Annotated in this window: 17 protein-coding genes; 5 read left to right on the top strand and 12 right to left on the bottom strand. The window is 43.8% G+C overall.

Annotation, left to right across the window (positions count from 1 at the left end):
• Positions 1 to 78 precede the first annotated feature (78 nt).
• The 5 genes from Xmir_RS13720 to Xmir_RS13740 are packed head-to-tail and all read right to left on the bottom strand — an operon-like array spanning position 79 to position 9,852.
• A complete protein-coding gene (locus Xmir_RS13720) occupies positions 79 to 4,626 on the bottom strand; it encodes an RHS repeat-associated core domain-containing protein (protein WP_244170933.1) in 4,548 nt (1,515 codons plus the stop codon).
• Positions 4,627 to 4,636: 10 nt separating this feature from the next.
• A complete protein-coding gene (locus tag Xmir_RS13725) occupies positions 4,637 to 4,993 on the bottom strand; it encodes a DUF4150 domain-containing protein (RefSeq protein ID WP_099114784.1) in 357 nt (118 codons plus the stop codon).
• Positions 4,983 to 6,203, bottom strand: coding sequence for a DUF2169 family type VI secretion system accessory protein (locus tag Xmir_RS13730; RefSeq protein WP_099114785.1), 1,221 nt, complete (start codon positions 6,201 to 6,203; stop codon positions 4,983 to 4,985). Before Xmir_RS13730 ends, Xmir_RS13725 begins: the two co-directional genes overlap by 11 nt.
• A 12-nt stretch (positions 6,204 to 6,215) precedes the next feature.
• Complete coding sequence (gene tssI / locus Xmir_RS13735) at positions 6,216 to 8,105, bottom strand: type VI secretion system tip protein TssI/VgrG (RefSeq protein WP_099114786.1); 1,890 nt, start codon at positions 8,103 to 8,105, stop codon at positions 6,216 to 6,218.
• A gap of 10 nt (positions 8,106 to 8,115) precedes the next feature.
• Entirely contained in the window at positions 8,116 to 9,852 is a 1,737-nt protein-coding gene (locus Xmir_RS13740; protein ID WP_099114787.1) for a type VI secretion system baseplate subunit TssF, read from the bottom strand.
• 731 nt (positions 9,853 to 10,583) lie between these two features.
• Here Xmir_RS13740 and Xmir_RS13745 point away from each other — a divergent pair.
• Complete coding sequence (locus tag Xmir_RS13745; RefSeq protein WP_099114788.1) at positions 10,584 to 12,524, top strand: exoribonuclease II; 1,941 nt, start codon at positions 10,584 to 10,586, stop codon at positions 12,522 to 12,524.
• Between the two features lie 125 nt (positions 12,525 to 12,649).
• On the opposite strand, the gene yciH is transcribed toward Xmir_RS13745, so the two are convergent.
• The 4 genes from yciH to Xmir_RS13765 all read right to left on the bottom strand — a co-directional run bounded on the left by yciH (position 12,650) and on the right by Xmir_RS13765 (position 15,283).
• On the bottom strand, positions 12,650 to 12,973 hold the full coding sequence (gene yciH, locus Xmir_RS13750; protein ID WP_099114859.1) for a stress response translation initiation inhibitor YciH: 324 nt from the start codon (positions 12,971 to 12,973) through the stop codon (positions 12,650 to 12,652).
• Positions 12,966 to 13,712 (bottom strand): orotidine-5'-phosphate decarboxylase, encoded by a 747-nt coding sequence (gene pyrF, locus Xmir_RS13755; RefSeq protein ID WP_099114789.1) that lies wholly within the window; start codon positions 13,710 to 13,712, stop codon positions 12,966 to 12,968. The genes yciH and pyrF overlap by 8 nt, the downstream gene beginning before the upstream one ends.
• Positions 13,713 to 13,792: 80 nt before the next feature.
• Positions 13,793 to 14,962, bottom strand: a complete 1,170-nt coding sequence (gene lapB, locus Xmir_RS13760) for a lipopolysaccharide assembly protein LapB (RefSeq protein WP_099114790.1) — start codon at positions 14,960 to 14,962, stop codon at positions 13,793 to 13,795.
• A gap of 6 nt (positions 14,963 to 14,968) precedes the next feature.
• Positions 14,969 to 15,283, bottom strand: a complete 315-nt coding sequence (locus Xmir_RS13765) for a LapA family protein (RefSeq protein WP_099114791.1) — start codon at positions 15,281 to 15,283, stop codon at positions 14,969 to 14,971.
• 408 nt (positions 15,284 to 15,691) lie between these two features.
• On the opposite strand from Xmir_RS13765, the gene ribA reads away from it, so the two are divergent.
• Positions 15,692 to 16,294 carry a GTP cyclohydrolase II gene (gene ribA, locus Xmir_RS13770; protein WP_084728543.1) on the top strand — a complete coding sequence of 201 codons (603 nt, stop codon included), beginning with the start codon at positions 15,692 to 15,694 and terminating at the stop codon, positions 16,292 to 16,294.
• A gap of 194 nt (positions 16,295 to 16,488) precedes the next feature.
• On the opposite strand, the gene acnA is transcribed toward ribA, so the two are convergent.
• Entirely contained in the window at positions 16,489 to 19,194 is a 2,706-nt protein-coding gene (gene acnA, locus Xmir_RS13775) for an aconitate hydratase AcnA (RefSeq protein ID WP_099114792.1), read from the bottom strand.
• 277 nt (positions 19,195 to 19,471) lie between these two features.
• Here acnA and Xmir_RS13780 point away from each other — a divergent pair, with 277 nt between their 5' ends.
• On the top strand, positions 19,472 to 20,293 hold the full coding sequence (locus Xmir_RS13780) for a hypothetical protein (protein ID WP_099114793.1): 822 nt from the start codon (positions 19,472 to 19,474) through the stop codon (positions 20,291 to 20,293).
• A gap of 640 nt (positions 20,294 to 20,933) precedes the next feature.
• Positions 20,934 to 21,431, top strand: a complete 498-nt coding sequence (locus Xmir_RS23600; protein WP_145956901.1) for a hypothetical protein — start codon at positions 20,934 to 20,936, stop codon at positions 21,429 to 21,431.
• Between the two features lie 44 nt (positions 21,432 to 21,475).
• On the opposite strand, the gene cysB is transcribed toward Xmir_RS23600, so the two are convergent.
• Together cysB and topA are read right to left on the bottom strand one after the other, a co-directional pair.
• The gene (gene cysB / locus Xmir_RS13790; RefSeq protein ID WP_099114795.1) at positions 21,476 to 22,450 is read right to left on the bottom strand and encodes an HTH-type transcriptional regulator CysB; all 975 of its coding nucleotides are present in this window, start codon (positions 22,448 to 22,450) and stop codon (positions 21,476 to 21,478) included.
• Between the two features lie 359 nt (positions 22,451 to 22,809).
• Positions 22,810 to 25,407: a type I DNA topoisomerase gene (gene topA / locus Xmir_RS13795; RefSeq protein WP_099114796.1), complete on the bottom strand. Its 2,598-nt coding sequence runs from the start codon at positions 25,405 to 25,407 to the stop codon at positions 22,810 to 22,812.
• A 307-nt stretch (positions 25,408 to 25,714) separates the two neighbouring features.
• Here topA and Xmir_RS13800 point away from each other — a divergent pair, with 307 nt between their 5' ends.
• On the top strand, positions 25,715 to 25,930 hold the full coding sequence (locus Xmir_RS13800) for a DUF2498 family protein (RefSeq protein ID WP_099114797.1): 216 nt from the start codon (positions 25,715 to 25,717) through the stop codon (positions 25,928 to 25,930).
• Positions 25,931 to 26,014: the final 84 nt, after the last annotated feature.

A 26,014-nucleotide genomic window follows, 5' to 3' on the forward strand; every position in this document is an offset into this window, starting at 1 on the left:
TTAATCTTTCACCTTAACACACCTGTGGGAGATTAACCATATCAAAAACAGGTAATTACACAAATTTAGAAACAGGGTTTATTGAAACACAGGAAATGCTGTTGTTATTATACCACCTTTATTACTTGGCTTAAAGTAACCTCTAATTTCCATGTTATTAACAAGTTTTCCCATTGTAATGTTTGTATTACTATATTTTCCAACCCAACGTCCTGCTTCAGTTGTTGAATGCCCCGAATTTTGAAACGATTGTATTATTGCCTGCGTAACTTGTCCTTCTCTCCAATTATCAGGAAAAAATGTTGATTCTTTAAGTAAAGGAGCCCCATCTTGACCCTTTATCTCAACATTTGCTTTATATACGCCATTACTATCTCTAACAATAGATTCTGGAGTATCCACTACTTTAGCATTTGGAGGATCAATACCATTCTCACGATAATGAAAGCCACCACCCTTATCACCTTTGTATACATGATTACCATTAATGCAAGGAACTAAACCAAATGGATCAATCCATCTTACTGGATTATGTACATACCCGTATGGGTTCATTCCTCCTAGTAATCCTATCGGGTCCTGCGTCAAATACTGTCCAGCATCACAATCATAATACCTGAACCGATTATAATATAGCCCGCTTTCCTTATCTTCATACTGCCCGGCAAAACGCAAATTACAGCTAACATGATAATCTTCATCATTTGCAGCCAATAATGGCATTCGTTCAGCTTTGCCCCAAGTTGTCAGTCGGCTTGCCCATACCAACTTACCGGCTTCACTGAGTATTTCCCGTGGCGTTCCCTGATGATCACTGACGATATAATGCAGTTTGCCTTTTTCATAGCGGGCAGAAGGAGTTAATACTCCCGGTTGATACAACCAGAAAATACTGAGTTCATAGGCGGGTGTACCATCTGCATAAAGTGGAACTTCTTCAACCAACTGGTCACCACTCCACAGATAGTCATACCCCATAATGGTATCGGGTTTTGCCGTTAAATCTGGTTTGCCGTCCAGCCATTGTTGCAGATTAGCTGCTGCCAATTTACCATCGTGCACTTTCAGTTTGTGGATACGTCGTCCAAAAGGGTCATAGCGATAATGCCAACGTGAACCATCTGGTGTCTCACAATGAGTTAATTGATTTTGCGTATCCCAGCGATAACGCCATACCTGTGGGCGGAAACCATCTCTGTGTTCTGTTTTTTCTATCTGCCGCCCATTGTCGTCATAGCGATAGGAAATGTTACCGCGCTTAATTACCCGCCCTGCCTGTTGACGTTGTTCTATCTGTTCAATGGCTCCCCGTGCATCCACCAGCACTTGTTGACTCAGGTTGCCATTGGCGTCATAACGAAACTGTTCTTCATAGGGCAATCGGCCATTGAATTCTGCGCTGACAATTTGGTCATTTTGGTTATAGCGGTAACGGGTCTGTCCCCAAATACCGTCATCGATCATTCTGACACTGTATGCCCGGTCATATTGCCAGCTACGGTTAACCGCAGTAGCTTGTGGTGGAAAATGGGGATCATTTTGCGCCAAAGTTTCGCGAAATAGTGCAGTGGCTCGTCCAGCGGATTGATGCGCCAACAACCCCGTTGAGGTATATCGGCTGGCAAGAATAAACCCTTCCGCACTTTCCCGTACAATTTCCCGCCCTAAAGCATCATGGCTCAAGGTCAGTGGCGTATGTTGGTTAAACTGAAAATGGTTAACAGCGCCCATCACGTTATAACCAAAGTGCAGGGCATGATCACCGATGGTTTCAGCAGTCAATTGCCCGGTCAGGCTATTCCACTCACGAGTGATTTCACGCCCATTGATGCGCTCACAAATGGGCAAGCCAACCGCATCATATTCATATTCCACCACCGCATCATCATTTGCTGCCCTGATAAGCTGGCGACGGGCGTTATATTCATAAGTGGTTGTCGATTTCAGTTCGTGCTTATCTTTCTCCTGATACCAGGTTTCTTGTCGGGTCAACAAACCTGCCGAAGAGTAGTGCCAGCGTAACTGGTGATTATCAGGGTAACCAGCCTGAATGCGACGTCCCAACGCGTCATACTGATAGTCAATGATGCGACCGGTAAAGTCGATTTCACGGATAATCTGACCAGCAGCATCCCGCTCATAGCGATAGGTTTCACCTGTCGAAGCCGTAACAGAGCAAAAACGAGTGAGTCGATCATAACCGAAGTGTAAAGTCGTACCATCCGGGCGGGTAATGTGAGTCAGCAGGTCAAAAGCACCATAACTATAGCGGGTAGTGCGGCCTTCCCCATCGGTCACAGCGATAATACGCCGCTCACTGTCATACTCCATATGCTGGGTAACGCCATCCGGCAATTCAACTTCTGTCAGGCTGCCATTATCGAGACTGGCATGAACAGAACTATAGCGGTAACGGGTTTCCTGCTTAAGTGCATCCGTAGTACGGCGCAGACGCCCCAGTTCATCCAGTTCCAAACCGGTTGTTTGACCATCAGGTGTCATAACCGCGGCAAGCCGCTGATGCTCGTCATAGGCATAGTGCCATTGCCGACCATCCGGCAACAGATGCTGCCGTAATTCGCCATGAATACCGTACTGATACTCTTCTTTATACCCTTGTGGGTTGGTGACAGCGGTTAGATTGCCTTGCTGATCATGATGGAATTGCCAGATATCGCCTGTCGGTAAAGTTGCTTCAACCATTTGACCATATTCATCATAGTCATAGTAAAAAGCCTCCCCCGTTGGCAGCACAATTTCGGTCAATGCACCATCGTTGTTGTAGTCAAAGGTGGTATAGCCTCCCAGTGGATCAATTTCCCAAACCTTCTGGTTGTAACGCCACTGAGTCCGCGTTTCACGCCCTAACGGATCAACCTCACGGATCACCTGATTATTCTGATTGTAATAGGAAAGGGTTTTCCCCCCTTCTGCATCAAGATAAGTGGTAACACGAGCCTCATCGTCATAGATAAAACGATCAGACCAATAACCTTCGGAGGAATGAGTGGAAACTACCCGGCCACGTTCATCGTAGTGAATATAAAAATCCGTCTTATCTGTGTCATGCCAGCGGGTCATAAATCCTTGCGCGGTGTATTCATGCCACAGATGGTTTTGCTGAAAGGCGTCACATTCAGCCAGATAGCCGTATTGGTCATAATGGCAAGTGACCAGACGCTGCCGTATCTGCTGAAAGTGGTAATCCACTGTATAAAGCTGATGGTTTTGATAATGAAGGGTTAATCGGAAACCGTCGTTGCGTACAACTTCAATCAACTGATGCTGGTCGTTATAGATAAACTGAATATGATTCTGATGGCGATCAGTGATAGCGGACAACCGACGCCTGTTACCCACAATATGGTTAAAATGGAATGTTTGCTGACTCTGCCTGTTAACCAGACTCAGCTCACCATCAAGCTCTCCTGTCAGCAAACAATGCAAAAGATGGCGGTTACGTGCCAGAACCTGATTTTCCGGTGTTGAAAAATCATAAATCTGTCCATCGGCATCGGTAAAATGGACTTTTTCACCATCTACCACTAATTGTCGTGACCAATCATCGGCCCATTTTTGCCCTAATAATCCACGCAAGCAGGCGGTAGAACGATAAGTTCGGCTTAAGGTAATAGGTAACAGGCCGGGGATGGCAATAACTGAGAATGTTTGCAGGTAATCGCCAGAGGTGATATCGACAGGTTCGCCTTTTCCACAACTACCACCTTCGCACTTAGAAGGGGGGTCTTGATCAGATTGTTTGGCTTGATCTTTTTTACTTTCTTTGGATTTTTTAGGCTTAGTTGATTCACTTTTCTCGCTTTTTCCTTCAATTTTGATACCTGATTGCTCTCTTTTGGGTGTTTTTGTTAATGCTTCTTCTGTCTTAGTTGCAGTCTTGGCTTCGATTTTGGATGCCACTACTTTTGCTTCACTGGCAAAAAACTTTTCACCTGCTTTCGCTAAAGCCGAGACTCCTTTAGTTGCTCCTTTAATCGCTCCTTTAACTTCTCCCACACCAACAAACCAAGTTCCAAGATCACCAATTTTTTCTGCTGGAGTATTTAGCTCAAAACGATGAGACTCGAGTAAATTTTTTACTTCTGTCATCCATTGGCCAAAGGCAGACATCCCACTCCAACCAAGTTTGTTTCCCAACCAACTGTATTCTGCTCCCATAATAGAAGGCCCAAAACTCAATATATCAAGCAGTGTATTGGCAGATCCTTTCCCGAAACCTTTTCCTATACCAATAAGAGTTTGTATATAGTGAGCTCCTGCTATCTCACCAGAAGAGGTTGGCTTCTCGCCACTAAAGTACTTAACAATTCCATTGAGTGCATCCTCAGGATGTTGTGATATTGTAAAGATATCGTTTATATTTCCACTCACAACTTCTTTAAGTGCATCAGCTCTATCCTTTACCCATTCCCAGCCGTCATGACCCCCTTCTTTAACGCCTTCCCAGAGCCGGCTGAAAAACCCTTGCTCTTCTTTTTTAGTCTCAGGCTTAACTGGAGGATTAGCCTCCTTCGGACTCCTTTTTGCCCGCTTTGGCTGACCAACGATTGTCCCTTTCGTATTCCCTGTACCTGTTGGGCTATCGTTCTTTGCTCCTTTTGCCATATTTCCTCCCTTATGTCCCATTCATCCAAAATTTATCCCCGTGGCGCAATGTCAATTTACCGCCCGCACGCACCGTTTGAGTATGCTCTTCTGGGTGGCACTTCCCCCCCACCGTACCGCTTTTAACCCCCATCGCCGTACCCGCTTCATCTCCCAATGTCTGCGGCACAAAACTTTGCCCAAATACCACCACTGGCTGTCCATTTGCCCGTACCGATGTGACCGGTGCGGAAGAGTCTCCCAGTTTGGCAATAACAGGATAAGGAATCGGTGGTGTAGCAGGCCCCATTGGGGTTTTACATACATCGGGAACCAGACTGATAATCAACCATTGGGTATCTTTACGGGCAATATAGTTATCCGCCATGATGCGGCTCCTGTTCAGGTGCAAATGTGATTAAAGGGGCTTTCGGATTTATTTCAAACCGGGCTTCTGTGACTCTGATGGGTAAGTCAATGCTAAAATGCAGACGGAAAGTCAGCTCTAGTGTCATTGCATCGGTGTCAATAATCAGGGTATCGAGATTCATCAGAACCGGAAAAAGAGCACCATCCTCCATGCGGAACAGGATAAAAGGACGGTGCCCCGGCAATTGGGTTTGTAAGGAGCCATCCGGTGTCAAGTTGGTCAATTGCAGTGAAATATCGGTCGAGGGCCAGTCAATTTGCTGATCTTGTGGCGCACCGTTCCAGTAACCGAAATCAAAATCCTGTGGCAGATAGGGATGGCGTTGATCCAGCCACGTTTGGTCATAGGTTCCGGCCAGTGTTCGCCGTGGTAACCATGCCCGGCCGATAATCCCCATACCCTGTGGCTGGCTGGCAATTTCTGTTGCTGAAAGATGGCCTGACAGCATCGCGGCAAAATGCTGTGCAGTTACCGGTGCATTGGGATGGGTAATACGCGGTGCCGGATAACGAGGCAGATCTTTTGCCCTTGCATACCACGGCAAAACAAATCCCGTGCCGATGGGGTTATATTCCCAAACCACATGAGCCAAAGGTGCTTTTTCGCCATCAGGGTGCTGGCTGCGCTGTTCAGGAGAAAGTTTATCTTCCTCTGTTAATGCCTTCGCCGCTTTATCATCCTCGGCTTCAATCCGGCATCCCCCGCCAAAGGCATAGCGATAATCAAGCGGTAAGCGGTCAAAAGGTTTGGGATCAGAGAACTTCCATTGTCCATTCTCCATGCGGAAAAATTCTCGCTCACCGGAGATATTCAATGTCTTATCCAGCAAAGTTTCGCCATTGGCATCCGTTACTGACAGGCGAATAGGAAAAGAGGGACAAGGCTTGCCTTCCGGCGCATAAGCCGTACCGTTGACGATCACGTCACATTTGGGCTTAAACGGTGCCAGATCACTTTCCTGCAATACCTGCGAGATGTTCAGACCTCCCCGGTATTGATCCTGCACACACAAATCCATCACCGGCAGCAGTTCAGCCAGATATTCCCCTTTTGCCGCAGGCAGTAACTGATAACCCACTTTCATGGCAACAACATCGTATTCCTGATCTTCTGTATCCAGCATCCGGTAATTCATCACCGAAAAAGGAGTGAGATTTTTGAATTCCACCGTCCTGTCTCCTTAGTTCAAATCAATGTCTTTGCCGTGGATTTGTACAGGGCCGCTGGCATCAAACAGAAACGTTTTCCCTTTGATGGTAATTTTACCGCTGCTGTCCATGCGCAATGTGCTGTTACCGCATTTCAGTTCAATGACCTTACCTGCCGAAATAGACAGGGTTTGTCCCACAGACACCTTCTTCTGCATACCAACCGATTCATTTTGACTCATGGAAACCGTGGTATTCATACTGGCACCAACGGTAATGGTATAAGCCTGTCCCACTGTCAGGGTCTTGGCCATCCCGACCACTTCGGTACTGGTCTGTTGCACAACTTCCTGTTTATTTTTTTTCACAATAACGGCCTGATTACCGTCAATCGTTTCGGTGTGATTACCCTGCACCTGCGTGGTACGGTTATTTAACACTTTGGTATTCATATCCTTCTGGGCATGAATAAACACTTCTTCACTGCCTTTGGCATCTTCAAACCGCAGTTCGTTGAACCCTTCACCTTTATGGGTGTGAGTTTTGAAGGTAGTACGGGTTTTCTCGGCAGGTAAATTAAGGGGCGGTCGGTTGCGGCCGTTGTAGTTACAGCCTGTCACGATCGGGCGATCAATATCCCCGTTAAGGTAAGAGACTATGACTTCCTGACCGATACGGGGTATTGCCATAAAGCCAAAACCATTACCGTTCCAGCCTTGTGCGACACGTACCCAACAAGAGGAACCATCCCCCGCTTCATCATGACGGTTCCAGTGGAAATGCACCTTAATGGCGCCATGCTCATTAACAAAAATTTCTTCCCCCGGCGGCCCGACAACCGTCGCTAATTCATCACCATCAGCCAATGGCTTATAACGATACGGTGGCCGCCAATCCTCTTTCCCCGGAATAAAAGTGACACTGTTGGTCAACGTTGTGCCTTCACCGGCAATACCCGCCGCTTGTGGCTGTGAACCATAGTGATTAACGGTAATCACCTGCCAACGATCATTCATGGCCGCAATGGGGTGTGATTTCAGGATGAAGATTTTACCGGGGCGCAACTGGATACAGTTGGTGTGAGCCGAACCCAGTTTACTTTCGCTGTTGAGTTGATTAAGGCGTACTTCACCTAATGGTTTGCCTTCTTTACTCCACGGGAAACGCCCATAACTTTCAAATACCGTATGGCGCCCGCCTTGGGGCAAAGTGGCCTGAGTCTGCAAGGGCTGAGAAGGACGCAGGTAGTTGTAATCTTTGTGGATATACTCATCTGGATAGAGATATTCCCCGTATTCCCATTGCCAGGCAGTAGTATCTTTATCATCGGTATTGGGCTGAACGTTGTAAGTCAGATTAAGATCTGCGGTCATGCCCAAATGGGAATCACTGAAAAAGAGTTGTTCTTCTTCAAACCAGAAAGCAATTCCTTCTTCCGCCGCCAGACGGCACCAGAAATCATAGGCAGATTCACGCTTTTGAGTGGTGTATTCCCGTACCGGATGGAGGTTGCTGTCTTCATAAAATTTGCTATCTGACTTAACACGATGCTCTTTCAGCAATTGTTTGAGAATATCCGGCACAGACTGGCGCTGAAACAGGCGGCTGTCCTGATGCAGAGTCATCCGCCACATTTCCGGTCGGACGGTAAAGGTATAGTAAGTTTGTCGTCCGTCGCTATTGCCCTGCGCAGCCCCTGCCACAATACCTTTAACAGTACGTTCTACCTTGCCATTGCGGGTCACGGTGAGGGAAGCATAGGTTCCCAATTGATCATTGAGTACCACATTGTTAAGGGGACTGACTACATTCAATGACAGATGATAAAGCTGTGACAGCCCTTCCTGTAGGCTGAAATTTACCACCTGAAAAGTGGTGCCGGGTAAAGCACCTATCTGACAAGTAAACACTAGCCCATCCATTTGCGTCTCCTCACATAATTGGACGATATCCTTGCAGCGGACAAGGTGATAAAAGCCATCGGATATTGGAAACCTGCCCGATGACGGTCATGCGTATGCGCATATCTTCGGTAAGACAGAACGGTAAAAACTGGTACAAGGCATTGGCGAACCGGAATAGTTCCCCCTGATTGGTGTAAGCGGATTCATCCAGTGTCAGCTCAACATGCACACAACGGTGAGGAATACCAAGGATAAGCCAGTCACCGGGGGTGGATTGAATTTCTACAATACCTGTCGTTATTCGCTGTATATTGCGGTGGGTATTACGATCAAAATCAGCGTAAAAATCGTAATCCAGCAGCAGTTGTTTGAGTGCAGATACCGAATTCAGCCAGAAACCATTCGCGGCATGATGTGACAAGACTCTCCAGTATCGTGAACTCTCTGTCACGGGAGGATAGCTGGAAGAAGTGGGTGTCAAGTTTTTGATTTGCAAACCATCAGGAATATCCTCATCCGCCAAACAAATATCCCCCACTGCCAGTTCGGGTAAGTCAGTATTGAATGTCACAAAATGACAGGTGAATTCCTGCTCTGGCGGCTGCTCCATCGGTCTGGCATGGCTGTCATAAAACGTCAGCGCATATTCCAACCTTCCCAAAGCATCACGGGTAATATCCAATTCATAGAACCAGGTTTCTTCATCAGCGCCGCGAAAAAAATGCGTAAATTGGTTCATAGGGTAAAACTGGCAACGTTTGCCGCGTTCTTTACCCGGTTCATCTTTTAGCTGGAGGTTAACCAAGTGCAGAATCCCTTGCCCTGATGGCAAAGGCAGTGGATAACGGGCAGTGTCTGGTGCAAAAGAAAGTGTTATCTTCGATTCACGTTCAAGATTCACCACGGGTACACAATGGAGATGGAAAGCGTTAGCCAGTTGCGCTTCGGATAAGGGCAATACTTCATTGAGTTTCAATGTCACGCTGAATTGCCGGTTTTCCGTCATGGGTAACCGATCACACATGGCTGTCGGCAAGGATAAGGTCAAAAAGTGGTGAACATGAGGCAGGTAAAGCGATTCCATCAGCATTTGCGGAGCCCAATTGCCCGCTACCGAGATGGGGGGCGACAAAATCAAGCGAGAAGCCCCGGACAAAGGTTCAAACCAAAGTGGTTCGGCTGGATATTTCAATTCGTTGTGATGCAGTTCTGCGCCCCGGAAGCTGCGACACAGAGCGAGCATCAACGTATCTGCCACTGTTTCATCAGGGCTGAGGAATAAACTAATCGAGCAAATAGGCCAATAATCATCCTTGCCTGTATACTGGAAAGTGAGCGTAATATTGCTGGTTTCTGCCTGATAAGTGATTTTCCGTGCCACCAATATCAAAGGTTCAATGTGACATTTCCTGCTTGTGACAAACGTTACACCGGTATTGGATGAAATTTCTGATCCCCGTGGCAATATACAAGTGAGATCAAACCCTTCCATATTATTAAATTGAACAACACTCGTTGCTGGAATACCCTTGATAGGCAGAGCGTTTAACCGCTGTAGTAAAGGTAGTGTAATTTCAGGAAAAGCATCATCAACTTTCTGATGCAAGCGAGCTATTAAAACAGCAAAACCTTGATTTAGTCTTTCAATATCAGGATCGTATCCATTAAGATTTTCTGCTAAATGAGGTTTTTCTTCGGCAGTTAGTTTTTCAAGTTGCCGCAGATAATCCAATTCCCACTGGTAATAAAATTGAAAAGAATCCATGTCTGCTTCCTTAGAAATATGCGGGATGCAATCTCATTTAAATTTTAAGAATGGAATTATTTAATAGAATTTATTATATTTAAGATGTTATTAAGGCTTTACTTTAACAAACCTGCCATTTAAATTACACAATCACTGGCTAACCTGAAAACTACATGAAAACCTCACCCCGAAAAACAATATTTATTAACATGGCGCCAATGATTTTTAACAAAATATTTACATTATTAAATTTATCGTATTTCCAAAAATAAATCTAAAATACTCTTTTATTGATTAGCTATTTAGAATTTCTTGACAATAAAACCAACCTGTCTTCCCATATTATTCTCCCCGTTGGATGATAAAAGCAGTTAATAATCAGGCATTATTAAATTCTGAAATAAAAAAATAATGTTTCCAAATCGCCTTTTAGTTTTTAAACAAGAAAATAGATCCCAATACTCTACAATTAAAAACTTATTCCAGTAGGCATTTATTATTACAGGCAATGTGAATACAGACTGTGTACAGAAACGAGATCGTACACAGAGTATACGTAGAACAATCACTAACGACTAACCACCCCCTTAAAAAATCCTCTTTCTTTTCTCCTGTTATAAACTGTATAATTGTTGACCTTTTTCCACGGTTTTTCGTGTTTTCATAAGATGTTACTTGCTCCATACCGTCGATTCGCGTAAAACTGTTGTCCAAAATTATCGATAATAACTCCATACTCTCCAGATATTATGTTTCAAAATAATCCGCTGCTTGCGCAGCTAAAACAGCAACTTCACGCTCAAACCACACGCGTAGAGGGTTTAGTCAAAGGAACTGAGAAAGGCTTTGGATTTTTAGAAGTCGATGGCCAAAAAAGCTATTTTATTCCGCCTCCCCACATGAAAAAGGTCATGCACGGGGACCGAATTACCGCTGCTATCCACACCGATAAAGAAAAAGAGATTGCCGAACCAGAAACTTTGGTTGAACCATTTCTGACCCGCTTTGTAGGCAGGATCCAAAAGAAAGAAAATGACAACCGACTCTGGATTATTCCTGACCACCCATTATTGAAAGATTCCATCCCTTGCCGCCCGACAAACCAAGTTACCCATAATTTTGAAAATGGTGATTGGGCGGTTGCTGAAATGCGCCGGCATCCACTGAAAGGCGATCGTGGGTTTCATGCCGAAGTCACTGGCTATATCACTCAAGGCGACGACCACTACGCTCCTTGGTGGGTAACACTGACACGCCATAGTCTGGAGCGTGAAGCACCAACCATGACAGATTGTCAGTTAGACGATGAATCCATTGAACGCCTCGATCTTACTGCCCTTGATTTTGTCACTATCGACAGCGCAACAACTGAAGATATGGATGATGCCCTGCACATTGCCCAAAATGATGATGGTAGCCTGAAACTTTCTATTGCTATTGCTGATCCGACCGCTTATATCAAAGCTGACAGCGAACTGGATAAGATTGCTTATCAGCGTAGCTTCACCAACTATCTGCCGGGTTTCAATATCCCCATGCTCCCTCGTGAGCTGTCAGATGATTTATGTTCCCTGCGCCCGAATGTCCGCCGCCCTGCCCTGGTTTGTCAGGTTTCTATTCTGGAAGATGGTCAATTGGGCGATGACATTCAATTTTTCGCTGCATGGGTTGAATCAAAATTCAAGCTGGTTTATGACGAAGTTTCAGACTGGTTAGAAGGCCAGGATGGTTGGGTTCCAGAATCAGAAGCAGTCAAAACACAAATCACGCTTTTAAAAGAGATGTGCGACCGCCGCAATAACTGGCGTCATCAACACGCGTTAGTTTTCAAAGAGCGCCCGGACTATCGGTTTATTCTTGATGAAGGTGGCAATGTTGTTGATATCGTTATTGAACAACGACGCTCAGCCAACCGTATTGTTGAAGAAGCCATGATCACAGCAAACTTGTGTGCTGCCAAGGTGATGCGCGATAAATTAAGCTTTGGTATTTATAATGTCCATACAGGCTTTGACTCTTCTCATATTGAACAGGTTGTTGAAGTCCTGAAAGAACATGGCATTGATGTGAATGCTGAAGCGTTATTGGAATTAGACGGATTCTGTGAATTACGCCGGGACTTGGATAAACAACCAACACAATTCCTGGATAGCCGCATCCGCCGTTTCCAAACTTTTGCAGAAATCAAAACTGAGCCTGGTCCACATTTTGGGTTAGGTTTTGATGCTTACGCGACTTGGACATCCCCTATCCGTAAATACAGCGATATTATCAACCATCGTTTGTTGAAAGCGATTATCCAGCAAACTGACGCTGAAAAACCGACTGAAGAAATTTGTCTGCAATTAACCGATCGCCGTCGGGCAAATCGCCTGGCAGAACGCGATGTTGGTGATTGGCTCTATGCTCGCTTCCTTCACCCTCATGCAGGCACAGACAAAACATTCCCGGCAGAAATTATCGATATTACCCGTGGCGGCATGCGTGTCCGTCTGGTTGATAATGGTGCCGTCGCATTTGTTCCCGGGCCATTTTTGCATGCTGTTCGTGATGAGCTGCAATGTAGCCAGGAAACAGGCTCGGTATTGATTAAAGGTGAAACTGCTTACCGTTTGAATGACATCATCAATGTCCGTATTGAAGAGGTCAGAATAGAGACACGTAACATCGTTGCCCGTCCTATCGGCTAACCTTACAGGTTATTTCTATATTAAAACAAACTGCCGCCCATCATCACAGAGGGCGGCAGTTTTGTAATAGCAAATTTATGGCGGTATCAGCACGTATTGTGACTCAAAACAGAGACGCTAAATGCTTAACCTCCCGCCAGTTTCACCTTCATCCCTTTTGCTTCCAGCAATTGTTTCAGTAAGTCACGTTTATCGCCCTGTATTTCTATTTCACCGTCTTTAACGGAACCCCCGCAACCACATTTTTTCTTCAATTCGGCTGCCAACTTAGCTAGTGTTTGGTCATCCGCATCAATGCCCGTGATAATACAAACACCTTTGCCTTTGCGACCACTCGTTTGGCGCTGAATACGTACAATGCCATCACCTTTCGGGCGAACAGGTTTAATTTTTTCCTCTTGGATACGGCCGCCATCCGTTGAGTAAACTAAGCGAGAGTTATTATTCATATTCATGAACAATTCCAATAGATTGATTAATCTGCTGTAGTGCCAGTGCCGGGTTTTCTGCACGAGTGATCGGACGTCCGATCACCATATAATCAACCCCCGCCTGAACTGCCTGAGGTGGTGTCATGATACGACGCTGATCGCCAACTTCCGTACCTTCAGGACGAATGCCCGGTGTAACAAGCTGGAATTTCTGTCCACAGGCGGTTTTCAATTGTTGTGCTTCATGGGCAGAACAAACCACCCCATCTAAACCACATTCTTTTGTCAATAATGCCAAACGTTCAGCGTGCTGTGCCGGAGTTACATCAATACCAATGCCCAACAGGTCAGATTGTTCCATGCTGGTCAACACCGTGACAGCGATCAGCAACGGGGCATCCTTACCATAAGACAATAACGCTTCTTTAGCTGCGGTCATCATTCTCGCGCCACCACTTGCGTGAACATTAACCATCCATACTCCCAATTCAGCCGCCGCTGCGACCGCTCTTGCGGTTGTATTGGGGATATCATGAAATTTAAGATCCAAAAATACATCAAAACCACGCTGATGCAACGCCTGAACAAATTGTGGGCCATACAGCGTAAACATTTCTTTGCCCACTTTCAGACGGCAGGATTGTGGGTCAATCTTATCGACAAACGCCAGCGCTGCGTCCTGATTGTCATAATCCAATGCAACGATAACAGGCGAGTCAATCTGTTTATCTAAAGTTTGAGCTGTGTAGGAGGTCATTTTTAGGCCCTTTCATTTACTAATGAACTTGAATAACTAATTGAATTACTACTCGTGAAGAGAAACATATCGTGACAGTGTCACTGACCATCTAATCCCCTGATCGGTTTAATGGAATCCCATGAGCGACACGATGGACAGTGCCAATATAACGAGCGGGAAGTAAAACCACATTTATGGCATCGATAATCAGGTTTAGTGCGGATCTGTTCACCGACCATATTACGCAGAAGAATCAAACTTTCTTTCGCTCGCCCTTCTTCTGCATCCACCAAATGGTAATCCATCAAGCGATAAAAACCTCTCATCGTCGGATGGCGTTCCAATTGACGGTGAATATAATTTTGCGCCACATCGCGCCCTTCTTTCTTCTCAATAAGATCAGCCATATGAAGCTCTGCAATTGCACCACACTTTTCATCTACACAGCGTTGTACAAAAGCCTCCCACTCTTCCGGTTGAGATAGATGCTGATAACACTCTTCCAACATCGGCAGAGATTCACTGATGAGCTGTTTATCTTGTTCGAGAACACGTTTCAGGGCATCAGACGCTTTAGAGTACTCCCCTTGAGCCATATAAAGACGACCAAGCATGATTGAAACACGAGCACAATTTTTGTCTGCCTGAGCTGCTTTATTCAGATATCCGATAGCGTCGTTAAAATCATCACTGCCCATACATTGCAGCGCCAGCTCACAGTAAAAATGGGCGATTTCTTCCCGAAAGTGGTGTTTACCCAGTTTTACCAGCTTTTCAGCGATCTCAATCGCTTTATTCCAATCACTGGTTGACTGATAGATGGTTAACAAAGAATTGAGGGCATTTTCACGGAAGTCAGTTTCATCAACCAACTGAATGAACATGTTTTCGGCTCGATCATATACGCCGGCGGCCATATAATCCCGGCCAAGTTGCTGAATAGCAAGCAAACGTTGTTCGAACGTCAGAGAGGCACTTTCCATCAGGGATTGGTGAATACGGATAGCTCTTTCAACTTCACCACGGGAACGAAACAGATTTCCCAGTGTTAAATGCGCTTCAAATGTAGAGCTATCCTCTTTCAGCATATCAAGAAATAAATCGACCGCTTTATCCTGCTGATTAGAGAGTAAGAAGTTAACACCATCAACATATTCACGAGAAAGACGGTCAGCAAATTGCTGTTTATCTTGTTGAGCACTTCTGCGCCCCATATACCAGCCATAGGCGGCAGCAATAGGAAGCAACAGAAACAACAGCTCTAACATGGAGAATTATTCCTTGTTTAATGCTACGGGTGACGCGTTTTTTGCGGATGACTCAGATGGTTGTTCCAACTGGGTTTCCAACCGTTTGATTTTACGTTTTGCACGTCGGAGAGAAACACAGGCGCGCAAGTAAAATGCCCCACAAATTCCCCAACCAAGGGCAAAACCGACGGCAAACAACACAGCCAGTAATGAGGATACAGAATAATCACCTTTAGCGATCAAATAATTAAATGTCACGATCTGATTATTATTTGACCCCAGAGTCACTGAGATAACAAACACAACCAGTGCCAGTAATAAAATCAGAAAATATTTCACATTTTTTCCTGCTATCTATTGTTGCTGATTAATTATGCCAAATAACAGACATACAGGCGTGTTAAGTTAGCATTTCTCGTCTACGCAAAGGAAGCAATTTATTACACTAGACGCTGATTTCCTTCTTTTTGTGATATTATTCTACTTGTTTGTGCTTAATCCTACCTTTTTTTCCAAACAAGCTGATAAGCCACATATGCTAAAATCAGCTTATAGTTTAGCATGTTAATATACTCATTATTAAGGAACCTGATGCTTTGTATTCATGTGCATTAACAAATTCTGTTATAATGCCCCTGCGTGCATGTGTTGTAATCAGAGAAAATTTTTTTGCGTGGTTTTAGCTGATTTCTCAACCGGGATTGTTCTGGGTGTTGCAATATTTATAACGAGCCAAATCAACATATGATGAATACTAAAATACAGCTAAAACGAGTAGCTGAAGCGAAATTACCTACGCCGTGGGGCGAATTCCTGATGATTGGATTTGAGGAGATCAAAACAGGTCGTGACCATGTTGCCCTTGTTTTCGGTGATATCTCTGGTGATGAGCCTGTATTATCCCGTATCCATTCAGAATGTCTGACGGGGGATGCTTTGTTCAGTCTAAGATGTGATTGTGGGTTTCAATTAGAATCTGCCCTATCGCAAATTAGCAAGGAAGGCCGTGGCGTACTGTTGTATCATCGTCAGGAAGGCCGCAATATCGGCCTGCTGAATAAAATCCGCGCTTATGCTTTGCAAGATCAGGGCATTGACACCGTTGAAGCTAACCACCAGTTAGGCTTTGCTGCTGATGAGAGAGATTTCACCCTTTGCTCAGATATGTATAAACTGTTGGGTATCCATGCCATCCGCCTCCTGACCAATAACCCTAAAAAAGTTGAGATTATGATAGAAGCAGGCATTAATATCGTCGAACGTGTCCCTCTGATTGTAGGGCGTAACCCGAAAAATGCTTATTATTTGGATACCAAGGCCAGCCGAATGGGGCACTTATTACTTAAATAAGCCTGTTTTTATCAAGTTTAGCAAAACTAATATATTGTATACATAACACGTTTATTGTTGCAGGCAGTTCAAACACGGGCTACGTGTAAAAACCAGAGCATACATGAAAAATAAAAACTGCGCCGGCATAGACGCAGTTTTTAATTTTGAGTATCGTTTATCTATCTGATTGTGGCTATTTTACAGTAAAGGCATTATTTCAACATATTACGGATCACATAATGTAAAATGCCATCATTATAGAAATAAGCCAGTTCTGTACCAGTATCAATGCGGCAACGAGTATCTATCACAGTTTCCTGTCCGTTGGCATAAGTGATCTTCACTGCAATTGTCTCTCCCGGATTAATGTTTCCCAATCCAGCCACATCAATCCTCTCATCACCGGTTAGATTTAATGTCTTGCGGCTGACACCCTGAGGAAACTCCAGCGGCAATACGCCCATACCGATAAGGTTAGAACGATGAATACGCTCGAAAGATTCAGCAATCACTACTCTGACTCCCAACAGCCTTGTGCCCTTCGCAGCCCAGTCACGACTTGAACCTGAACCATACTCTTTACCTGCAATAATGGCCAACGGTAACTTTTCTTCCTGATAACGCATGGCAGCATCATAGATGGTCAGTTGAGACTGTGATGGGATATGGCGAGTATACCCCCCTTCAATACCAGCAACCATTTCATTGCGAATACGGATATTGGCAAATGTTCCCCGCATCATCACTTCATGGTTACCGCGTCTTGAGCCATAAGAGTTAAAATCTTTTGGTGCAACCCCGTGTTCTTGCAAATAACGCCCGGCTGGGCTGTCAGCCTTAATATTCCCCGCAGGTGAAATGTGATCAGTCGTGACCGAGTCCCCTAAGATTGCCAAAATGTAAGCCTGATGAATATCCGCCACCGGTTTAGGCTCGGCCTTCATATCACTAAAAAAAGGCGGATGGCGAATATATGTAGAATCCGGCTGCCAGGAATAAGTTGCTGAACTGGCAACATCCAAAGATTGCCAGCTCTCGTCACCATCAAACACAGCGTTATACTCTTTATGAAACATTTCCGTTCTGACTTGTTCTACCGCTGCCGCGACTTCGCTGCTATCAGGCCAAATATCTTTCAAATAAACATCATTGCCATCCTGATCTCTCCCGATGGGTTCTTGCGTCAGATCTTTTTTCATATTGCCGGAAAGCGCATAGGCCACCACCAGTGGCGGTGATGCCAGCCAGTTTGTTTTCACCAACGGATGAATGCGTCCTTCAAAATTCCGGTTGCCGGAAAGTACAGCGCCTACCGTTAAGTCAGATTGCTTGATTGCCGCCTCAATCGGATCTGGTAACGGGCCAGAGTTACCTATACAGGTGGTGCAACCATATCCCACCAGATTGAAACCAAGTTTCTCCAGATATGGCATAAAACCTGCCAATTCCAGATAATTGGTAACGACTTTAGAACCCGGAGCCAGTGAAGTCTTAACCCATGGCTGACGCTGCAAGCCTTTCTCAATTGCTTTTTTGGCAAGTAAACCCGCAGTCATCAGCACACTGGGGTTAGACGTATTTGTACAGGATGTAATAGCAGCGATTACCACCGCACCATCTTGCAGCGAAAAGGTTTGATCATCCAAGGTTACAGATACCAAAGATGAATGTGCCTGGTTTTTTTGGATCTCCAATTCCATGGCAGACTGGAAAGCTTGTGGTACATTTCCCAAAGCCACTCTGTCCTGAGGACGTTTTGGCCCGGCCAAACTTGCCTCAACTGTCGACATGTTCAACTCAAGAGTGCTGGTAAAAATAGGTTCATCCCCTGCATTACGCCATAACCCCTGAGCCTTACAATAGGCTTCAACTAAGGCAATTTCCTCTTCATTACGCCCGGTTAACCGCATATAGTCTAATGTAATGTCATCAACAGGGAAGAAACCGCAGGTTGCGCCATATTCAGGCGACATGTTGGCAATGGTTGCTCTGTCTGCTAACGGTAAATCGGACAATCCATCACCATAGAATTCAACAAATTTCCCGACAACACCATGCTTACGTAACATTTGAGTGACTGTCAGTACCAGATCGGTTGCCGTAATCCCTTCTTGCAATTTTCCGGTCAATTTAAAGCCAACGACATCCGGGATTAGCATTGAAATCGGCTGTCCCAACATGGCGGCTTCAGCTTCAATTCCGCCAACCCCCCATCCCAGAACCCCTAATCCATTAATCATAGTTGTATGAGAATCCGTTCCAACTAGCGTATCTGGATAAGCAAAACTTTTACCATTCTGCTCTTCATACCAAACCGCTTTCCCCAGATATTCAAGGTTAACCTGATGGCAAATCCCTGTTCCGGGCGGCACAACGCGGAAGCGATTAAAAGCCTTCTGTCCCCAGCGCAAAAACAGATAACGTTCATAGTTACGTTCCATTTCAATCTGGACGTTTTCAGTAAACGCCTGCTCTGTGCCAAATTTATCCACCATCACTGAGTGGTCAATAACCAGATCAACAGGAGACAATGGATTAACTTGTTCCACATTTCCGCCGAGTCTCAACACAGCTTCTCGCATAGCAGCAAGATCCACCACGGCCGGGACGCCGGTGAAATCCTGCATTAACACACGGGCTGGACGATAGGCAATCTCCCTATCTGCATGGGCGTTTCTCTGCCATTCCACCAGCGCTTCCAGATCACCTTCCACAACGGACTCACCGTCAAGATTACGCAGAAGATTTTCAAGCAGAACTTTCAGAGATTTTGGTAGGCGGGATATTTCACCCAATCGCTCGGATAACAAAGGTAAGCTGTAATAGTGATAGATCTTACTGCCAGTAGATCCACCCTCAATCAATTTACTACTGATAGAGAGCGTTGAAGCACAGTCCGTTTTTAATTTAAACGACATAACTCCTCCATTCTTATTATGGTCAGTACACTATCTAACCATAACATATATGCGGATATTTGTTATTCAGTGACCACACATTTTGCTAATCCTCTGTAAATCCTCATTTATTGACAAATTTTGGTGATGCGTCCCCAAAACAGATATGTTTTATTTATAACATAAGAGGTTGATGTGACTGGAATACTACTGGCTAATAGATTTCAAATTACACCTCAATATATGAAGCGTATATTCAAAGTATTCAATTGGTTCAATAGAGATTGGAGAATATATTATGAATATGAAAACGAATGAAAAACGTCAAAATTATTTAAGTTATATACAGCAGGCTGATCAATTCTTTTCTGTCAAAGTTAATAATAAGTTTTCCCTGTCAGATTACCGATTTAGCGATACAGATGGCCTTGTACAATTTATTATCACCTCACAAGCTGCCAATAAAACAGGTGTCATGCACCAATTAAATGAAATAAAGAAAACACAAATAGCCCTTTCCTCAATAGTCGCTGACTATATAACCAAATATTCTGATAACAATGGTTCAAAATATAAAACAGATATTCAATTTTGGGGTGATATCATGGCAAAATTACCATTGATAAGCATTAGAAGTATAGAGAGTCAGACTTATCATCACGAGATGAAAGGTCTTTCTATCGCAACAAATTTACTTCAACTTATTATGGATATTATTTTGAATACATATTCTCCAGATCTGAAAAACTTTGCCAATTTTCTGCAAAAACAGGGAGATGCCATACGAATGGGGTTAAAACGAAATAATGATCACTACTCCACTCTCACATTGGCCAGTGTCATTGAAGTCATGGAGGTCGGTGATCAAGTTGTGTATGTTCCCAAAATCAAATTATATAAAGTAGATTTTAATAGAACTAACTCTGAAATAACATCAAACTGTGCTTCCAATGAAAATATTAATGTCGAATTTACTTATTCTACCTGTGTTGCATTATTTGATTATCAAGCCCTGGAAGACCCCGAAATAAAAATCGCTTTTGAGAATTTTATTCTTAAAAACAAAAAATCCTCAATAGAAGATTCTGATAGTTTTTTCAGCGGTGAGTTTAAAGCGTAATCAAAGAATTGTTATTCAGTAATGCTAATCTTTTTAAGAAATATGATTAAATTCATGCCAGCAATCTTAATCTATATAGTTAAAATTAATTTATATAGAGTGACAAAGCTATGTATACACCTCGTAAGATAAAAGCGTCAGGTAACAACAATATCTCTGAATTTATTTCTACATATAGCTTTGGATTGCTGGTTTCTTTTTCTTTGGGTAGCACTCATCTTCCATCTGTCATACTGAAATTGCGCTACCGCCCATTGTTACGGTGTCACTAAAAAATAACTCTTTAGCAGGCAGAAAGTAGATTATTAAGAATTATTCGCTTGTTTTTTAGCAAAAATAGGAGGATAAAAAGTTATTCATTTTTTGCAGGAGCAAGCATATGGATAATTCACCTAGTGCCCGACTGAGCTTATCAAATTATTTCGATTTTCTGTGCAACCAAAAGCTTGTCAATCTCTATACCAAAATAGATGGGGGTCAATCTATACAAATAGTATTCAATGATTTCAACCAACTAAGGTCCCCCTTTCTGCTACAAGAACCAGATAACTGTATTCACACCAGACTAATAAGTATGGGATTTACACCAAGTGACAATAACAATAAAAGATATATACTACGGGATAGACATTTCAGTAGCATGTCCATAGATACATATAAGAAGCATATCCTCCCTAAATTATCATATGACACTGATGAAGATAGAGCGATAAAGTGTTTTGAGCTTGTTACCGGTTTACTTGATGTTACATCGTCACCAGAATCAGAGAATGTACAACAAGCCCCAACCCCAGAATACTATGAAGCGGCAATGAGTGGTCTTGTACCTTGCTCATCTAATTTACTGCCTCCAATCTCACCTCCGCATGCTCCAGGCAGAAATGCCAGGAGGCAGCAACTGGCCAGACGGAATCCCCCCTCACATAATATTCCCTCTTATGGCTCTGCTCCTCCCTCTTATGGCTCACCACCTGCTTACGGCTCCCCTCCTCCTTATGAAGCGCCACCATCCTATGAATCAATTACCCAAAACCCAATGGGAAACAGAGGCGGTATGCCGGGGCCATCTAATCTACCATCGACCAGTGGCAGAGGTTCTGCAAGACTACCTCGTGGCCGAAACAGAGGAAGAAAATAAAGACCAACCACCTCTTTATTGCCTGAGAGGTGGTTTAATCTTATTTATACTATCGGCAACTCAATATCTTTGAACATTTCTTCGATTTCTTCATTGGAACGCAATGCAATGGCTTTATCTACAACATCACGCGTCAAATGAGGAGCGAAACGCCATATAAAATCATACATATAACTGCGCAGGAAACTACTACGCCGGAATCCAATCTTGGTTGTGCTGTAACTGAATCTATCACGCATATCAATACGTACCAGATCACTATCCTGAACGGGTTCAACAGCCATACTCGCAATCACACCAACGCCCAGTCCTAAGCGCACATAGGTTTTAATTACATCAGCATCAGTTGCTGTAAACACAATTTTAGGTTTCAGGCCAGCCCGGTCAAAAGCAACATCCAGCTCAGAACGCCCGGTAAAACCAAAGGTGTAAGTAACTATTGGATATTCTGCCAATTCTTCAATTGTCACATTCTGTTTGTTGGCGAGAGGATGGTCTTTCGTTACGACAACAGAACGATTCCAATGGTAGCAAGGCAGCATAATCAGATCGCTATAAAGGTGAAGCGCTTCAGTTGCTATCGCAAAATCGCTATTCCCTTTGCACACCTCTTCCGCAATCTGGGTTGGTGAACCTTGATGCATGTGCAGTGATACGTTGGGGTAGCGCTCAATAAAGCCTTTAATGACAGGAGGTAAAGCATACCTTGCCTGAGTATGGGTTGTAGCAATATAGAGAGAGCCACGATCGGGATAAGTGTGTTCACTAGCGACAGAACGAATTGAATCGATTTTTGACAGAACTTCACGTGAAATACGGACAATCTCTTCACCAGCCGGAGTCACGTGTGTCAGATGCTTACCACTGCGAGCAAATATTTGTATTCCCAACTCATCTTCAAGCATCCTGACTTGTTTGCTGATCCCTGGTTGAGAGGTATACAATCCTTCTGCTGTAGAAGATACATTCAGGTTGTGATTAACCACCTCTACAATGTAACGCAATTGCTGTAGTTTCATATCAGCACTGTCCCTAATAATCAAATGTACGAATATTTTGTAGTTTAATCAATTTCTATATTGCTAATAGTTATTCACTTATAACCATATAGAATATTTATCTTTAGGCATATAACCACTATAACACCTGTTGTATATTTATATAACAAATAATTAGGTTTCGTAACTATAATCAAGCATTCATTGCAGATATATTGTGTTTAAATTTTCTTTAAATACAAAAAAGCCAGCTATAAAGACTGGCTTTTTAGAAAGAAAAGTTACGTTTTTAGTAAAAAAAGAAATATCTATCTGAATAGATCTCAATGAATTACATCTAATAAATAAAGATATAATGCACTAATTAATAACTTACGTTATTACTTCTCTTTCATTACCCAAGCACCTTCAACAAAAAATGCTGCCCATCCGGTAGCCTTACCATTTTTTTCCGAAGAGACATATTGTTGCTTAGTTTTACGACTAAAACGCACAACCGTTTTATTTCCGTCCGGGTCAACAACAGGTGCTTCGGCCAAATAACGCAACTTCTCCGGCAGCCGATCTTTGAATCGAACAAGTTCCTCAACCAATGGCGCACGTGTTTCACGTGATTTAGGGAAAGTATTGGCGGCTAAGAATATTCCCGCAGCGCCATCACGGAGCACAAAATAGGCTTCCGATTTCTCACATGCCAGCTCAGGCAATGGAACCGGATCTTCTTTAGGTGGTGCCACTTCCCCATTACGCAGGATCTTACGCGTGTTTTTACACTCTTCGTTTGTACACCCCATGTACTTACCAAAACGCCCCATTTTCAGGTGCATTTCTGAGCCACACTTTTCACACTCAACGATAGGGCCATCATAACCCTTAATGCGGAATTCTCCCTCTTCAACCGCATAACCATCACACGCAGGATTATTACCACATACATGCAGCTTACGCTGGTTATCAATCAAATAGCTGTCCATCGCTGTACCGCATTTCTGACAACGGCGACGAGCGCGCAGGGCATTAGTCTCAGCATCATCCCCTTCCAGAATATTCAAGATTTCATTTTCTGGAATCAGGTTAATTGTCTGCTTGCATCTCTCTTTAGGTGACAGAGCATAACCAGAACAGCCGAGGAACACGCCGGTTGTCGCGGTACGGATCCCCATTGGACGACTACAGGTCGGACACCCAATCGAAGTGATCACCATTGGATTCGGACGCATCCCACCTTCGTCAGGATCTTTGTTAGCAATATCAAGTTGCTCACTGAAATTGGAGAAAAATTCGTTCAGAACTCCTTTCCAATTCGCCTCGTTGTTAGCAACGTGATCAAGCTGATCTTCCATTCTCGCTGTAAAGTCATAATTCATCAATTCGTTGAAATTCTCTTCCAGACGATCATTGACGATTTCACCCATTTTCTCCGCATAGAATCGACGATTTTCAACCCGGACATAGCCACGATCCTGAATGGTTGAGATAATCGATGCGTAAGTTGATGGACGACCAATACCCCGTTTTTCCAGTTCCCTAACCAGGGACGCTTCGCTAAAACGTGCTGGCGGTTTCGTAAAGTGCTGGCTTGGGAGCAGTTCCTGCAAATCAAGTTCGGTTCCCACTGCAATTGTTGGTAAGGTGTTATCTTCATCCCCTTTACGCAAAGCAGGCATTACTTTTGTCCAGCCATCAAAACGCAAAGTACGCCCTTTAGCACGCAGCTCAAAATCACCCGCTTGAACAGTCAGTGTTGTAGAGTCATATTTTGCCGGCATCATTTGGCAGGCAATGAATTGACGCCAGATAAGCTGATACAATTTTTGCGCATCAGCTTCCATATCTTTCAATTCTTCAGCCATAACATCAACATTAGAAGGCCGGATAGCTTCATGCGCTTCCTGAGAATTTTCCTTACTACTGTAGATATTGGCACTTTGTGGTAAATATTTGTCCCCAAAATGGTTACTGATATAACCTCGAACCATATCCAGCGCATCCTGACTCAGATTCGTTGAATCAGTACGCATATAAGTGATGTGACCCGCTTCATAGAGGCGCTGCGCCATCATCATGGTTTTCTTGACACCAAACCCAAGCCGTGTACTTGCAGCCTGTTGCAATGTTGAGGTAATAAATGGCGCACTTGGCTTACTGGAAGTCGGGCGATCTTCACGATCGATTACCTTGTATCTCGCTTTTTCAAGCAAAGATACTGCTGCCTGCGTTTGTTGAGAATTTACTGGCTTAAATGCTTTTCCCTTTTCATGAGTCACTTCCATATGGAGGGAAATGTCTCCTTTAGCCACTAAATCTGCGTGTAATTGCCAGTATTCTTCCGGCACAAACGCCTTAATTTCACGTTCTCGCTCGACCACGAGACGAACCGCAACGGATTGAACCCGTCCAGCGGACAACCCTCTGGCAACTTTTTTCCACAACAACGGTGAAACCATATAACCTACAACACGATCCATGAAACGGCGTGCTTGCTGGGCGTTAACGCGATCAATATTCAATTCACCCGGTTTATCAAAAGCCTGAGTAATTGCATTTTTAGTGATTTCGTTGAACACAACCCGGCTGAAGCGGGCATTATCCCCACCAATCACTTCCCGCAAGTGCCATGCAATGGCTTCCCCTTCGCGGTCAAGGTCAGTTGCGAGATAGATATGCTCGGCTTTTTCAGCCAGCGTTTTCAGTTCCGCGACAACTTTTTCTTTGCCCGGCAGAATTTGATAATTCGCTTCCCAATCATGGTAGGGATCAACACCCATGCGATTTATCAGTGCTGTTTTCTCATCTTTTTTTGCTTTCTTTTTATTCTTATCGGTAGATGAGCTTGAACTCTTTTGACTCGCTGCACCACTCGTCGGCAAATCACGGATATGACCTACACTGGACTTAACAACGTAGTCATTCCCCAGATATTTATTGATTGTTTTGGCTTTTGCCGGGGACTCCACTATAACAAGAGCTTTGGCCATAGTTACCTTTACCTAATTATCTTCTGTTCAGATGGCGAAAATCACGGCGTTATGTTGCGATATATAAAATAAAATCTCTTTTTATATTGCGATAGATTTGCAAGATATCAACTAATTTTTATCTTGTACTTTTGTTTAAGCGCAAAACCCTTTGAAATATTTAAGGTATTTTATATACCAACACAGACCATGCAATAGTATGATTTAACCGTTGTAAACAAAATCTTCCATCTGCATGACGAAAAGTCCACACTCTACCTGATAAAAAACGATGCGCAACAACTTATTTTTTGAAGGAGCATAATAGATGCAAACTGAAACAATGCCCATTAAGCGGGAACAGTTACTAAAAAAAGCAAATGAAATCATTAAGAACCACGAAGATTTTATACAAGGGATGTATGCCGAGAGTGTAGAGCAAAAAGGTGGGGTATTAGTATTTAAAGGTGAATACTTTCTGGATGAATCCGGGTTACCTACAGCAAAAAGTACCGCTGTATTTAATATGGAGCCTGTAAATTAAATTGTGTATTTGCCTTAACTTGATATGTTTAATTTATTATCAAAATAAGGTTGATTTATGAACGAAAAACAATTACAGGCTCTG

The sequence above is a fragment of the Xenorhabdus miraniensis genome (assembly GCF_002632615.1).

Bases quoted from the DNA above. Each gene is read 5' to 3' on its own strand.
- Xmir_RS13720 (WP_244170933.1), bottom strand. From the start codon at position 4,626: ATGGCAAAAGGAGCAAAGAACGATAGCCCAACAGGTACAGGGAATACG.
- Xmir_RS13725 (WP_099114784.1), bottom strand. From the start codon at position 4,993: ATGGCGGATAACTATATTGCCCGTAAAGATACCCAATGGTTGATTATC.
- tssI (WP_099114786.1), bottom strand. From the start codon at position 8,105: ATGGATGGGCTAGTGTTTACTTGTCAGATAGGTGCTTTACCCGGCACC.
- Xmir_RS13740 (WP_099114787.1), bottom strand. From the start codon at position 9,852: ATGGATTCTTTTCAATTTTATTACCAGTGGGAATTGGATTATCTGCGG.
- Xmir_RS13745 (WP_099114788.1), top strand. From the start codon at position 10,584: ATGTTTCAAAATAATCCGCTGCTTGCGCAGCTAAAACAGCAACTTCAC.
- yciH (WP_099114859.1), bottom strand. From the start codon at position 12,973: ATGAATAATAACTCTCGCTTAGTTTACTCAACGGATGGCGGCCGTATC.
- pyrF (WP_099114789.1), bottom strand. From the start codon at position 13,712: ATGACCTCCTACACAGCTCAAACTTTAGATAAACAGATTGACTCGCCT.
- lapB (WP_099114790.1), bottom strand. From the start codon at position 14,962: ATGTTAGAGCTGTTGTTTCTGTTGCTTCCTATTGCTGCCGCCTATGGC.
- ribA (WP_084728543.1), top strand. From the start codon at position 15,692: ATGAATACTAAAATACAGCTAAAACGAGTAGCTGAAGCGAAATTACCT.
- acnA (WP_099114792.1), bottom strand. From the start codon at position 19,194: ATGTCGTTTAAATTAAAAACGGACTGTGCTTCAACGCTCTCTATCAGT.
- Xmir_RS13780 (WP_099114793.1), top strand. From the start codon at position 19,472: ATGAATATGAAAACGAATGAAAAACGTCAAAATTATTTAAGTTATATA.
- Xmir_RS23600 (WP_145956901.1), top strand. From the start codon at position 20,934: ATGTCCATAGATACATATAAGAAGCATATCCTCCCTAAATTATCATAT.
- cysB (WP_099114795.1), bottom strand. From the start codon at position 22,450: ATGAAACTACAGCAATTGCGTTACATTGTAGAGGTGGTTAATCACAAC.
- topA (WP_099114796.1), bottom strand. From the start codon at position 25,407: ATGGCCAAAGCTCTTGTTATAGTGGAGTCCCCGGCAAAAGCCAAAACA.
- Xmir_RS13800 (WP_099114797.1), top strand. From the start codon at position 25,715: ATGCAAACTGAAACAATGCCCATTAAGCGGGAACAGTTACTAAAAAAA.